This is a genomic window from Pseudoduganella guangdongensis (genome assembly GCF_009857475.1).
Lineage (GTDB): Bacteria > Pseudomonadota > Gammaproteobacteria > Burkholderiales > Burkholderiaceae_D > Rugamonas > Rugamonas guangdongensis.
In genome coordinates, this window is sequence record NZ_WWCJ01000005.1 from 1 (window position 1) to 12905 (window position 12905).

General features: G+C 66.0%; 10 protein-coding genes and 1 pseudogene. 7 read left to right on the top strand and 4 right to left on the bottom strand.

Going from position 1 to position 12905, the window contains the following annotated elements:
* The 4 genes and pseudogenes from GTP41_RS07740 to recR all read left to right on the top strand — a co-directional run.
* Window positions 1-779 (top strand): annotated as a pseudogene (locus tag GTP41_RS07740) (DNA polymerase III subunit gamma/tau); the annotation flags it as partial.
* Between the two features lie 37 nt (window positions 780-816).
* Window positions 817-1143, top strand: a complete 327-nt coding sequence (locus tag GTP41_RS07745) for a YbaB/EbfC family nucleoid-associated protein (protein ID WP_161025011.1) — start codon at window positions 817-819, stop codon at window positions 1141-1143.
* Window positions 1144-1160: 17 nt separating this feature from the next.
* Entirely contained in the window at window positions 1161-1451 is a 291-nt protein-coding gene (locus tag GTP41_RS07750) for a YciI family protein (RefSeq protein WP_161025012.1), read from the top strand.
* Window positions 1452-1454: 3 nt separating this feature from the next.
* Window positions 1455-2045, top strand: coding sequence for a recombination mediator RecR (gene recR / locus GTP41_RS07755; RefSeq protein ID WP_161025013.1), 591 nt, complete (start codon window positions 1455-1457; stop codon window positions 2043-2045).
* On the opposite strand, the gene GTP41_RS07760 is transcribed toward recR, so the two are convergent.
* From GTP41_RS07760 to GTP41_RS07775, 4 genes are all read right to left on the bottom strand, one after another.
* Window positions 2025-4112: a putative bifunctional diguanylate cyclase/phosphodiesterase gene (locus GTP41_RS07760; RefSeq protein WP_161025014.1), complete on the bottom strand. Its 2088-nt coding sequence runs from the start codon at window positions 4110-4112 to the stop codon at window positions 2025-2027. The two genes, recR and GTP41_RS07760, sit on opposite strands and share 21 nt — an antisense overlap.
* Before the next feature lie 4 nt (window positions 4113-4116).
* The gene (locus GTP41_RS07765; RefSeq protein WP_161025015.1) at window positions 4117-6990 is read right to left on the bottom strand and encodes a response regulator; all 2874 of its coding nucleotides are present in this window, start codon (window positions 6988-6990) and stop codon (window positions 4117-4119) included.
* A 184-nt stretch (window positions 6991-7174) separates the two neighbouring features.
* Window positions 7175-7375 (bottom strand): YbdD/YjiX family protein, encoded by a 201-nt coding sequence (locus GTP41_RS07770; RefSeq protein WP_161025016.1) that lies wholly within the window; start codon window positions 7373-7375, stop codon window positions 7175-7177.
* A 4-nt stretch (window positions 7376-7379) separates the two neighbouring features.
* The gene (locus tag GTP41_RS07775; RefSeq protein ID WP_161025017.1) at window positions 7380-9446 is read right to left on the bottom strand and encodes a carbon starvation CstA family protein; all 2067 of its coding nucleotides are present in this window, start codon (window positions 9444-9446) and stop codon (window positions 7380-7382) included.
* A gap of 130 nt (window positions 9447-9576) precedes the next feature.
* Here GTP41_RS07775 and GTP41_RS07780 point away from each other — a divergent pair, with 130 nt between their 5' ends.
* The 3 genes from GTP41_RS07780 (at window position 9577) to GTP41_RS07790 (ending at window position 12903) form a co-directional block, all read left to right on the top strand.
* Window positions 9577-10938: a cache domain-containing protein gene (locus GTP41_RS07780; RefSeq protein WP_161025018.1), complete on the top strand. Its 1362-nt coding sequence runs from the start codon at window positions 9577-9579 to the stop codon at window positions 10936-10938.
* A complete protein-coding gene (locus GTP41_RS07785) occupies window positions 10935-11552 on the top strand; it encodes a response regulator transcription factor (RefSeq protein ID WP_161025019.1) in 618 nt (205 codons plus the stop codon). The genes GTP41_RS07780 and GTP41_RS07785 overlap by 4 nt, the downstream gene beginning before the upstream one ends.
* A 295-nt stretch (window positions 11553-11847) precedes the next feature.
* Window positions 11848-12903 (top strand): HDOD domain-containing protein, encoded by a 1056-nt coding sequence (locus GTP41_RS07790; protein WP_229502779.1) that lies wholly within the window; start codon window positions 11848-11850, stop codon window positions 12901-12903.
* Window positions 12904-12905: the final 2 nt, after the last annotated feature.

Genomic DNA, 12905 nt, shown 5'->3' on the forward strand with positions numbered 1-12905 from the left:
TGTCGGCACCATCCGCGCCGATGGCGCCGGCACCGTCCGCGCCAAGCGCGGCCTACAGCGCGCCTGCCGCGCAAGCCGCCGCCCGCGCCCCGGCCCCGTGGGAAGACGCCCCGGCCCCAAGTGCACCCTCCGCGTCCCAGCCGGCGCCATGGGACGAGCAGGGCGGCGCCGCCGTGATGGAAGCGCCGCCGCAGCAGCAAGTGGAAGAAGACGACTTGCCGCCCTGGGTCACCGGCTTCTCGGAAGACGCCGCCATGCCAGCCGGCGCCGACCACATTGGCGGCATGTCGCACCAGGCACCGCAGCAAGCGCCCCAGCAACGCGGCGCCGCGCCAGCCAAGGCTCCTTACGAATACGTGATTACCCCCGTGCCGGAGCTGGGCTGGGACGGCAACTGGCCCGCGCTGGCCGCCCACCTGCCGCTGCGCGGCGTGGCGCAGCAACTGGCGACCCAGGCCGAACTGGTGAACTGTGCCTTCGACGGCAATATGGCGGTATTCCGCATCCGCTGCCCGATCGAAACCTGGGCCACGCCGGCCAACGTGGAAAAACTGACCGGCGCCCTGAATGAGCGTTTCGGTCGCCAATGCCGCGTCGACACCGAAATCGGCAAGGCCTGGTACACCACCAGCGTCGAAGCCCAGGCACACCGCGACAACTGCCAGCGTGCGGCGGAAGAAACCGTCGCCGCCGACCCGTTTATCAAAGCTATGATGCGCGACTTCGGCGCCTTCATCGTGCCCGGCTCGATCGTGGCCCCGATGACGCCCGCGCACTGAACCCAATACTCAACACCGAAATACGGAGAACCACACCATGATGAAGAACCAACTGGCCGGCCTGATGAAACAAGCGCAAGCCATGCAGGACAATATGAAGAAGGCCCAGGAATCGCTGGCCCTGATCGAAGTCGAAGGCCAGTCCGGCGCCGGCATGGTCAAGGTCGTGATGACCTGCAAGAACGACGTCAAGCGCGTCACGATCGACCCGTCCCTGCTGGGCGACGACAAAGACATGCTGGAAGACCTGGTGGCCGCCGCCTTCAACGACGCCGTGCGCAAGGCCGAAGCCACCGCTGCCGAGAAAATGAGCGGCCTGACCGCCGGCCTGCCGCTGCCGCCAGGCTTCAAGATGCCGTTCTAAAGCAGCACGCCCTGGCCATGTTCATCATCACGCTCACGTACTTGAAGCCGGCCGAGGAGATCGACAAGCTCCTCGCCGCGCACCGCGAGTACCTGCGCGAGCAATATGCCAACGGCATGTTCCTGATGTCCGGACGCCAGGTGCCGCGCACGGGCGGCGTCATCCTGGCCACGGCCGACAGCCGGGCCGATATCGAGGCGGTGATCGAGCTCGACCCCTTCAACGAAGCCGGCGCCGCCAGCTACACGATCACCGAATTCGTCCCCACCATGGCGGTCGATTCCCTGAGCGCCTTCAAGCAAGCCTGACCCATGGCGAAGTCCTTTGAATTCCTGACGGAGGCGCTGCGCCGCCTGCCCGGCGTCGGGCCCAAGTCGGCCCAGCGCATGGCCTTTCACCTGCTGCAGCACGACCGCGATGGCGCGGCCATGCTGTCGCGCGCCTTGTACCAGGCGGTGGAGCAGGTGCACCACTGCGCCCAGTGCAACACTTTCACCGAAACCGATATCTGCGACACCTGCGCCGACGAAACGCGCGAGCGCCGCATGCTGTGCGTGGTGGAGACGCCGGCCGATCAGGTGATGATCGAGTCCACGCTGACCTACAAGGGCCTGTACTTTGTGCTGATGGGCCGCCTGTCGCCGCTGGACGGCATCGGCCCCAAGGACATCCACCTGGAAAAGCTGCTGGCGCGCGCCGCCGACGGCGTGGTGGAGGAGGTGGTCCTGGCCACCAACTTCACCAACGAAGGCGAAGCCACCGCCCACTACATCAGCGAAATGCTGAAAGCGCGCGGCCTGACCGTGACGCGCCTGGCGCGCGGCGTGCCGGTCGGCGGCGAGCTGGAATACGTGGACGCCGGCACCATCGCCCGCGCCATGCTAGACCGCCGCAGCACCTGATCCCACATTGCCGAGCATCTGGCTGATGGCGTCCTGCGCGGCGGGTCGGCCCAGGTGGTAGCCTTGCGCCATGTCGCAGCCGTAGTGCTTGAGCAGGTCGAGCTGCTCGCGCGTTTCCACGCCCTCCGCCACCACCACCATTTTCAGGCCGTGCGCCATGGCGATGATGGCGCGCGTGATGGCGGCGTTCTCGCTGTCCTGCGGCAGGCCGCTGATAAAGCTCTTGTCGATCTTTAGCGCGCGCACGTCGAAGCGTTTCAGGTAGCTCATGGACGAATAGCCGGTGCCGAAATCGTCGATCGACAACAGCACGCCGACGCCGCGCAACTGCTCCAGCGTGGCCAGCGTGGCCAGCGCATTGTCCATTAGCGTTCCCTCTGTGAGTTCCAGCTCCAGCAGGCTCGGATCGAGGCCGGTTTCCTGCAGCACGGCCAGCACGGTTTGCGCCAGGTTTTCGTCCTTGAACTGGCGCGCCGACAGGTTGACGGCCATGCGCACCGCTTGCCCGAACTGGCTGTGCCAGGCGCGTGCCTGCTGGCAGGCGGTGCGCAGCACCCATTCGCCGATCGGCACGATCAAGCCGGTCTCCTCCGCCAGCGGGATGAATTCATTGGGCGGGATTACGCCGTGCTCGGGATGGCGCCAGCGCACCAGCGCCTCCACGCCGACGATGCGCGCGCTGGGCACGTCCACCTGCGGCTGGTACAGCAGGTACAGCTCATTGTTCTGCAGCGCCTTGCGCAGGCCGACCTCCAGCTTGACGTGGCTCATGATCTGCATCGTCAGCGAGGAACTGTACAACTTGGCGTTGTTCTTGCCGCAGTTCTTGGCGTGATACATGGCGGTGTCGGCGAACTTGAGCAGCGAGGTGCAGTCTTCGCCGTCCTCCGGATAGAGCGAAATGCCGATGCTGGCGGTGACGAAGATCTCGTGGCTTTCCAGCGCAAAGGGGCGGCGCATGGCGTCTTTCACGCGGTGCGCCACGGCCAGCGCGTCGTCCACCCGCTCGATATCGGGCAGCAGGATGGTGAATTCATCGCCGCCCAGGCGCGCCAGGCTGCACAAGTGGTCGCCCGGCCGGATCGTCTCGCGCAGGCGCTCGGTGACGATCTGCAGCAGCAGGTCGCCGAGATTGTGGCCCAGCGTGTCGTTGATGCGCTTGAACGAGTCCAGGTCCATGAACAGGATGGCGAACTTGCGCTGCTCGCGCTGCGAGCGCGCCAGCTCGCGCTCCAGGGTTTCGAGGAAGGCCTGGCGGTTGGGGATGCCGGTCAGGCTGTCGCAATAGGCTAGCTTGCGGATCTGCTCCTCGGTGCGTTTGCGCTCGCTGATATCGCGCACCAGTCCCAGCACCTCGCCGGCGGCGGTGCCGACCAGGCGCGCCTCGAAATGGTGGGTGACGCCGCCGCGCGTAAGCTCGTAGTCCACCGAATGTACGGCGGTGGAGTGCAGCACGGCCGACAACTGGTCCAGCATGCGCGTAGCGATGGCCGGCGGCAGCACGTCGCGGATGTGGCGGCCGACGCATTCGCGGCTGGCGAAATCGGCGCCGGGCTCGTGGCCCTCCTCGTAGTCAAGGTAGTAGCCGTCCGCGCTGAGGCGGAAGAAGGTGTCAGGGATGGCCGCCAGCACGGCGCGGTTGTGGGCGTCGGCGATGCGCAGGCGGGCGATGGCGTCGCTGGCGCGCAGCACGTACAGCACGCGGTGGCCGAGGATGGGCCAGTTGATCGGCTTCGAAACGAAGTCGGTCGCGCCGGCTTCGTAGGCTTGCGTGACGGCCTGCAGGTCGTCGCCGCCCGTCACCATGATGACCGGCACCGAGCCCGCGCCCTCCAGCTTGCGGATGGCGCGGCAGACCGAAAAGCCGTCCAGCAGCGGCATGTCGACGTCCAGCAGCACCAGGTCGGGCGCATTGTCGCGGAAGCTGGCCACCGCGGCGCGGCCGTCGCCGGCCTCCACCGCGTCCAGGCCGACCTGGGACAGCATCTCCAGCATCAGCAAGCGCATGACGGGATCGTCGTCCGCCACCAGCACGGTGCCGCGTTTGGGGGAATACAGGGCTGCCATGATGTCACGCTCCCTTCGCGAGGATGATACCGAGCGGTTGCCGGACCGACTGGAACTCGCGCTCCAGTTGCGCCAGCAGGTCTGTCGTACCTTGGGTCTGCCCGGCGCGGCCCAGTTGTTCCATGCTTTTGAATAAGCCTGCCAGCGCGTCCGCGCCGACGTTGGCGGCGCTCGACTTTTGGCTGTGGGCGATTTTGCGGATGGTGTCCGGATCGCTGGCGCCGATCGCGTCGCGCAACGCGGCCAGCTGGCGCGGGGTGTCTTGCAGGAAGGCGCGCAGCACGCGGTGTAGCAGGGCGTCGCCCTGGCCCGCGCTTAAGGCGCGGATGGCGTCCAGCGCGCGTGGGTTGAGTCCCGCGGCCGGCAGCGGATGGGCTGCTGCAGCGAGCAGCGCGCCGGGGACCTGGCAGTCGGCATGCTGCGCGGCGGCCGCCGGGGGCGACGTCGGCGGCGCGTGCGCGCTGGGCGCCAGGCGGGGCAGGGCGATCCAGCGCCCCAGCGTATCGGCCAGCGCCTGCTGCGAAAAGGGCTTGCTGATGTAATCATCCATGCCCGCCGCCAGGCAGCGCTCGCGGTCGCCCTGCAAGGCATTGGCGGTGATGGCGACAATCGGCGTCGCGCGCGAACGGCCGCGCTGCTGCTCCAGGCGCCGGATTTCAGCGGTGGCCGCCATGCCGTCCATCACCGGCATCATGCAATCCATCAGCACCAGGTCGTAGTCGCCCGCGCGCACGGCGGCCAGCGCCTCCTCCCCGTTGGCCGCGCAGGCCACCTCCATGCCCAGCCCGCGCAGCATGGCCGACGCCACCTCCACATTGACCGGATTATCCTCGGCCAGCAAAGCGCGCGGCCGCTGGCCCGGGCGCCCGCGCGGCGCCGCGTACGCCGGCGCCACGCCCGCCAGCGCCGCCGCCCCCACGCCTTCATTGCTGCGCGCCGGCGAGACGATGCAATCGTACAGGTCCGGCTCGCGCACCGGCTTAATCAGCTGGAACGCCACGCCCGCCGCGCGCCGCTGCAGCGGGTCCGCCGCATCGCGCTCGCTCGCCAGCAGGATCAGCCGCACCGCCGAGATATCGGCATCGGACTTGATTTCCGCCGCCAGCGCCAGCCCGCCGATATCGTCCAGCCCCATATCCAGCAGCGCCACATCGAACGGCGCCCCGCGCGCCGCCGCCGCATGCAGGTCGCGCAAGGCATCGGCCGCGCTGGGCGCGCACGCCACCTGCAGGTGCCAGCGCACCAGCAAGGCACGCAGCGCCAGCGCGCGCTCGGCCTGGCGATCCACCACCAAAGCGCGCAAGCCCTTGCTCGTCTTCTGCTGGAAGCCCTCATCATCGGCCGCGACCCGGCGCTTGTCGAACTGCACGGTGAACCAGAACACCGAACCGCGCCCCAGCGCATTATCGACCCCGATGGTACCGCCCATCAGCTCCACCAGCTGCTTGGAAATGGCCAGCCCCAAGCCGGTGCCGCCATGCTTGCGCGTGGTCGAACCGTCACCCTGGGAAAAGGAATCGAAGATATGCGAACGCGCCTCGCGCGCCACGCCGATGCCGGTATCGTGCACTTCCACCCGCAGCCGCGCCGACTGCGCATCCTCCTGCGCCACCCGCACCGCCACCGTAATGCGTCCCTGGTCCGTGAATTTGATCGCATTGCCCAGCAGGTTGACGATCACCTGGCGCAGCCGGTTCGGATCGCCGCAGATCGCCAACGGGATATCGTTCGCCACCGCGAACTCCAGCTCGATGCCCTTAGCCTGCGCCTGCGGCGCAAAGACATGCTCGATATCGTCCAGCAGCTCGCGCAGGTTGAAGTTGATGTACTCCACCGTCATCTTGCCCGCCTCCACCTTCGAGAAATCCAGGATATCGTTGATGATCACCAGCAGATGCTCGCCCGAACGGCGCACCATGCTGGTGTAATGGCGCTGGGTTTCCGTCAGCTCGGTCGCCGCCAACAGCTCGGCCATGCCCAGCACCCCGTTCATCGGCGTGCGGATCTCGTGCGACATATTGGCCAGGAAAGCGCTCTTCGCCTGGCTCGCCGCCTCCGCCGCGTCCTTCGCCTTCTCCAGCTGCGCGGTGCGGATGCTGACCTGGCGTTCCAGCTCGCCGCGATACTGCGCCAGCTTGCTGTCGCGGCTCTCGATCTGCGCCAGCATGCCGTTAAAGCTATCGATCAGCGTACCCAGTTCATCGCTGCGCGCATGCTGCACTTGCGCGTAGGTCTGGCTGCTGCTCACCCTATCCGCCGCCGCGATCAACTGCCCGATCGGCTGCGTAATACCCTTGCGGAAGCGCGCCGACAGCACCAGCGCCAGCCAGAACGAGCAGCCCGTCGCCGCAGCGGTGATGCCCAGGTTGCGCAGCACCCCGAGCCACAGCGACGCCTGGCCGGCCTCGATCATCACCACCCCGACCACATGCTGACGCACCCGCACCGGACGGTACAGCCGCAGCAACGGCGCCCAGGGCGGCCCATCGCGCTCCGCCAGCTCGCCGTTCGCCAGCTGCCGCAAGCGCCCCCGATCCAGAGCCTCAGGCGCATTTGGCGCCGGCTCGGTGGCGCCTGTGTAGCTGGCAAAAAGTTGGCCCTCGCGGTCAAACAGGGCGGCGCGCGTGATGTCGCCCTTGACCGCCAGCGCCGCCAAGGCTTGTTCGGCCGTGGGCCGGTCGGCGTAGAGCAGGGAAGCGACGCTGTTCGCGCCGATGACATCCGCCAGGGAAGTCAGCTGCTTGCGTTCCTCGCTGGTATGGGCATGGATGGACGTGACGGCGAACGCCAGGAACACCAGCAGCAGGGCGCAGCCGGTGGTGAGTACCGAGATGATGGTCAGTTTCTGGCTTAAGCCGGAGCGTTCGAAGTTGAGCATTTTCGCCGCCGTTGGACGATTCCATCGGGCAAAGAATAAATGCTAAGCAATTCGACGCTTTGATCTGGCTCTAACTTTGTCGTTGCAGTAAGCAAAATGTCCGTTTTGGGGTCAGGAAGAAAAGTGGACATTTCTTTTGGAAATGTCCACTTTTCTTCCTGACCCCAAAACGGACATTGCTTGCTTAGCAGCAGCCGCCGCGCTTGCCGGCGCCGCCGTAGCGGGCTTCCTGGCGTTCGCGGAAGAACTCTTCGTAGCTCATCACGGGTTCGCCGGGGTGGGTCGTCTCGCGGTGGGCGAGGTAGGTGTCGTATTCGGGCAGGCCGCACATCAGGCGCATGCTCTGCCCGAGGTAGCGGCCCGCCTTGGCGAGTTCGCCGAACATGGCTTTACTTGGCCGCGGCCGCAGTGGAGTACTGCGCCGGGGCTTCGTTGTGGGTCGGGCGGCTGGCTTTCCAGGCGGCCAGCGCGGTGCGGGCGCCGAATACCAGCACGCTGATCACCACCACCATGAAGAAGGCGGCCAGGCCGGCGTCCAGGTAGTCGTTGAACACCACTTGCTGCATCTGCTCCAGCGACTTGGCCGGCGCCAGTACCTTGCCTTCGGCCAGCGCGGCCTGGTATTTGGCGGCGTGCGCCAGGAAGCCGATCTTCGGGTTGGCGTCGAAAATCTTCTGCCAGCCGGCCACCAGGGTGCACAGCAGCAGCCACACGGTCGGTGTGATGGTGACCCAGGCGTATTTGGCGCGCTTCATCTTGAACAGCACGCAGGTGGCCAGGATCAGCGCCACGGCGGCCAGCATCTGGTTGGCGATGCCGAACAGCGGCCACAGGGTGTTGATGCCGCCCAGCGGGTCGACCACGCCCTGGTACAGGAAGTAGCCCCAGGCGGCGACGCACAGGCCGGTCGCCAGCAGGCTGGCGAACACGGAGTCGGTGCGCTTCAGCGATGGCGAGAAAGTGCCCAGCAAGTCTTGCAGCATGAAGCGGCCGGCGCGCGTGCCCGCGTCAACGGCGGTCAGGATGAACAGCGCTTCGAACAGGATGGCGAAGTGGTACCAGAAGGCCATCATGGCCTTGCCGCCCACCACGTTGGACAGGATGTGCGCCATGCCCACAGCCAGCGTCGGTGCGCCGCCGGCGCGCGAGATGATGGTGCTCTCGCCTACGTCGGCGGCCATCTGCGTCAGCATTTCCGGCGTGACGCGGAAGCCCCAGGCGGAAATCGCCTGCGCGGCCGATTCGGCGGTGGTGCCGATCAGAGCGGCCGGGGAGTTCATGGCGAAGTACACGCCCGGCTCGATGGTGGAGGCGGCGATCAGCGCCATGATGGCGACGAAGGATTCCATCAGCATGGCGCCGTAGCCGATGAAGCGGGCGTGGGTTTCGTTCTCGATCATCTTGGGCGTGGTGCCGGAGGAGATCAGGGCGTGGAAGCCGGACACCGCGCCGCAGGCGATGGTGATGAACAGGAAGGGGAACATATTGCCCGACCATACCGGACCGGTGCCGTCGATGAACTTGGTCACCGCCGGCATTTGCAGCATCGGTGCGACGATGATGATGCCCAGCGCCAGGCCGGCAATGGTGCCGATCTTGAGGAAGGTGGACAGGTAGTCGCGCGGCGCCAGCAGCAGCCACACCGGCAGCACGGAGGCGATGAAACCGTAGCCGATCAGCATCCAGGTCAGTTCGGTGCCGGAGAAGGTGAACATCGGCGCCAGGGCCGGGTTTTCCTGCACCCACTGGCCGCCGACAATGGCCAGCATCAGCAGCACAAAGCCGATCAGCGACACTTCGCCGATCCGGCCCACGCGGATATAGCGCGAATACACGCCCATGAACAGCGCGATCGGGATGGTGGCCATCACGGTGAAGGAGCCCCACGGCGAGTGCGCCAGCGCTTTCACCACGATCAGCGCCAGCACGGCCAGGATGATCACCATGATCATGAAGGTGCCCAGCAGTGCGATATTGCCCGGAATCGGGCCCAGTTCGGATTTGATCAGGTCACCCAGCGAACGGCCGTCGCGGCGGGTGGAGATGAACAGCACCATGAAGTCCTGTACGGCGCCGGCAAACACCACGCCCGCCAGGATCCACAGCATGCCGGGCAGGTAGCCCATCTGCGCCGCCAGCACCGGGCCCACCAGCGGGCCGGCGCCGGCAATCGCGGCGAAGTGGTGGCCGAACAGCACGTTTTTATTGGTCGGCACGTAGTCCAGGCCATCGTTGAATTTGTAGGCCGGGGTCAGGCGGTTGGCTTCCAGCCCCATGACCTTGGTGGCGATGAACAGGCTGTAGAAGCGGTACGCGATCAGGTAGACGCAGACGGCGGCGATCACCAGCCAGATGGCGCTGATTGGCTCGCCGCGCTTGAGCGCCACGACGCCCAGGGCGCCGGCGCCCAGCAGCGACAAGCCTGCCCAGCCAATTTTCTTAAAAACGGGGTTCATTGGGGTCTCCTCCATGGATGAATGGCCAGTATTCAGGAATTGAATATCTGTCACAAGCGCACCACTACGCAAAGCCGCTGCGTAGAACTACGTAGGACAGGCGGGCGCTCGGGGGCTTACAATCGCCTGCATGAAGCTGCGGCAGAAGTTCCTGTTCCTGGCCCTTGCGCCCTTGATCCTGGCCCTGTGCGCGATTGCGGTCGCCGTGCGCTACCAGGCGGTCACGCTCGCCCAGCAGCAGCGCGACACCATCCAGCAGGCCTACCTGGCCAGCAAGGAGGCGGAGCTGAAGCACTACGTGGCGCTGGCTGCGCACTCGATTTCGCACCTGGTGCAGTCCGGCCGCAAAGACGCGGCTACCCTGGCCGAGGCCAAGCGCATCCTGTCCACCCTGAGTTTCGGCGACGACGGCTACTTCTTCGTCTACGACATGCAGGGCAACTCCCTCATGCATCCGCGCCAGCCGGAGCTGGTCGGGCAGAACCTGTTCCTGCTGAAGGACCAGGAAGGCAACCCCACCATCCAGCGCCTGCTGGCGCGCGCGCGCGAAGGCGGCGGGCTGGAACGCTATAACTGGATCAAGCCGTCCAGCCACAAGCCGGCGCCCAAGCTGGGCTACGTGGTGCCGGTCAAGGAGTGGGGCTGGATGCTGGGCACCGGCATCTATCTGGACGATGTGGACGCCGCCCTGGCCAAGGTGGACGCGCAGCAGCGCGGCAATATCCGCAACACCTTGCTGTGGATGGCGGCCATTGCGGCGCTGGCGCTGCTGGCGGTGGGCGTGTCGGGCCTGGCGCTCAACATCCGCGACAACCGCGTGGCCGACGCCAAACTCAAGGCGCTGGCGCAGCGCGTGGTCGAATCGCAGGAGGAGGAGCGGGCGCGCCTGTCGCGCGACCTGCACGACGGCATCAGCCAGTGGCTGGTATCGATCAAGCTGCAGATCGAAGCGGCCATCATCCGCCTCGCCAACCCCGGCCAGCAGGACAAGGCCAAAGCCGCCTTCGAACACACGGTGGAGCAGCTGAAGAATGTGCTGGGCGAGGTGCGCCGCATCTCGCACAACCTGCGCCCCGCCATCCTGGACGACCTGGGCCTGGCCGCCGCGCTGGACCACCTGGCCGATGAATTCCGCGTGCACAGCGGCGTGCAGGTGGCGTTTTCCGCCAACGGCTGCACCGACCGCCTGCCGGACGTGGCCAACACGGTGCTGTTCCGCATCGCCCAGGAAGCCTTGACCAATATCGAGCGCCACGCCGGCGCCACCCGCATCAGCATCGACCTGGAAGCCGATGCCGAGCGCGTCTCGCTGCGCATCGCCGACAACGGCTGCGGCTTCGACGCGGAAGGCATCGCCGGCCACCCCAAGCGCGGCATCGGCTTGCGCAATATGATGGAACGGATGGAGGCCATCGGCGGCAAGTTTCGCATCGAATCCTCCCCGGCCGGCACGGTGGTGCTGGCCCTTGTGGAAAACCGGAGCAAAGAATGACCAGGATTTTGTTAGTGGACGACCATCCCCTCGTGCGCGACGGCCTGCGCGCGCGGCTGGAAGCGATGGCGCAGTTTGAAGTCGTGGGCGAAGCCGGCAGCGCGGCCGAGGCGTTGGAAGCGGCGCGCCAGCACCAGCCCGACCTGGTCCTGATGGACATCAATATGCGCGGCACCAACGGCATCGAGGCCACCGCGCAATTCAGGCAGCAGTTCCCGCAGATCGCGGTGCTGATCCTGTCCATGCACGACAAGCTGGAATATGTGAGCCAGGCCATCCAGGCCGGCGCCCGCGGCTACGTGCTGAAAGACGCGCCGGGCAAGGACATCGTGGTCGCCATCGAGACCGTGATGGGCGGCGGCATCTACTACAGCGCCAACCTGGCGCAGCAACTGGCCAAGCCGCTGGCGCAGGACAACCAGTTGACCTCGCGCGAGGCGGAAGTGCTGCGCCATCTGGCCAACGGCGAATCGAACAAGCATATCGCGCGCGAACTCGACCTGAGCGTGCGCACGGTGGAAACCCACCGCCTCAACATCAAACGCAAGCTCGGCATCGAAGGCCAGGCAGAATTGATCAAGTTTGCCGTGCAACACGCACAATTCGGGAAGTAATAATTGCAGAATTAATCATTTATGTATCGTTGCGGGTACAAAGCCGGCAATTCGATGCTCTCCTCTATGGGCGGAAACCTGACTTTTGAGCAATTTCTGTTATATTCCCCAAGTCTTGTAACACGGGTGTGGCAGTGAGCGCACAATGGTTGCTTTACATCAATAAAACATTTACCATTGTTGCAATAACCGCACCGAGATTCCGATGTTTGCGCCTGATTCAAATTCGTTTCCGCTGGTGGGAATCAAGCCTGTCCTCAACGCCCAGAACCAATGGGCCGGACTAGCGCTTCAAATGCCGTGCGCCGCCACCGTGCCGGCGCTGCAATCCCTGTTGGGATGCGAAGAATCCCAGGAACTGGGTGCCATTGATTACTACATTCCCCTGGCCGACCCGCTGGCGCTGGAGCCGGCGCAGCTCGATGCGCTGCCGCTAAGCCGCATGGTCCTCACCGTGCCCGCCGCCAGCCTGGCCGACGGCGCCGTGCAACGGCGCTGCAAGGAATTGTCCGACCGCGGCCTGCGCCTGATGGCCGACGGCGAAGTGAATATCACCGCCGCCCAATGCGGCATCCGCGGCCTGGATGTCGACTGCGCCGACGCGCTGCCCAGCGCCCTGGCCATGATGACGCTGCCCGGCCCGCACCTGGCCCGTAACGCGTATGCCATGCCGCCCGGCTTTGCGCTGCTGCGCGGCGAGCTGCCGCGCGCCGAGGAGCACGATGCAGGGCAGGGCGACGGCACCTCGCGCAAACGCCTGCTTGCCCTGCTTGGCCTGCTGGCGCAGGACGCCGATTCGCGCGAACTGGAAACCCTGCTCAAGCAAGACCCGGCCCTGTCCTACCAGCTCCTGAAGCTGGTGAATTCGGCCGCCTTCGCGCCGAACAGCAACCCAATCCACAACTTCGGCCAGGCCATCAACATGCTGGGCCGCCGCCAGCTGCAACGCTGGCTGCAGCTGCTGCTGTACGCGCGCCAGCAGGACGACGGCCAGGCCAACGCCTTGCTGCCGCTGGCCGCCCTGCGCGCGGCGCAAATGGAAGCCCTGTGCAAGCTGAAAGACGGCGACCGCGACGAGCAGGACCTGGCCTTCCTGGTCGGCGTGTTCTCGCTGCTGGACGTGCTGCTGGCCATGCCGATGACGGAAATCGTTTCAGCCCTGAACCTGGATCTGGACGTGGTGGCAGCCCTGCTCGATCGCAGCGGCCAGCTGGGCGAGATGCTGGCCCTGGTGGAAATGCACGAACCGCAAAGCAGCGCCCTGGCCGATGTCGGCATCGACAACGAAACCTACTGGCGCAGCCTGTTGCAGGCCTACCAGTGGGCGCTGCAAGTTAGCCGGAACGTGTAACG

Excerpts from the sequence above, each read along its gene's own strand:
- GTP41_RS07745 (WP_161025011.1), top strand. The coding sequence starts at position 817 with ATGATGAAGAACCAACTGGCCGGCCTGATGAAACAAGCGCAAGCCATG.
- GTP41_RS07750 (WP_161025012.1), top strand. The coding sequence starts at position 1,161 with ATGTTCATCATCACGCTCACGTACTTGAAGCCGGCCGAGGAGATCGAC.
- recR (WP_161025013.1), top strand. The coding sequence starts at position 1,455 with ATGGCGAAGTCCTTTGAATTCCTGACGGAGGCGCTGCGCCGCCTGCCC.
- GTP41_RS07760 (WP_161025014.1), bottom strand. The coding sequence starts at position 4,112 with ATGGCAGCCCTGTATTCCCCCAAACGCGGCACCGTGCTGGTGGCGGAC.
- GTP41_RS07765 (WP_161025015.1), bottom strand. The coding sequence starts at position 6,990 with ATGCTCAACTTCGAACGCTCCGGCTTAAGCCAGAAACTGACCATCATC.
- GTP41_RS07770 (WP_161025016.1), bottom strand. The coding sequence starts at position 7,375 with ATGTTCGGCGAACTCGCCAAGGCGGGCCGCTACCTCGGGCAGAGCATG.
- GTP41_RS07775 (WP_161025017.1), bottom strand. The coding sequence starts at position 9,446 with ATGAACCCCGTTTTTAAGAAAATTGGCTGGGCAGGCTTGTCGCTGCTG.
- GTP41_RS07780 (WP_161025018.1), top strand. The coding sequence starts at position 9,577 with ATGAAGCTGCGGCAGAAGTTCCTGTTCCTGGCCCTTGCGCCCTTGATC.
- GTP41_RS07785 (WP_161025019.1), top strand. The coding sequence starts at position 10,935 with ATGACCAGGATTTTGTTAGTGGACGACCATCCCCTCGTGCGCGACGGC.
- GTP41_RS07790 (WP_229502779.1), top strand. The coding sequence starts at position 11,848 with ATGCCGTGCGCCGCCACCGTGCCGGCGCTGCAATCCCTGTTGGGATGC.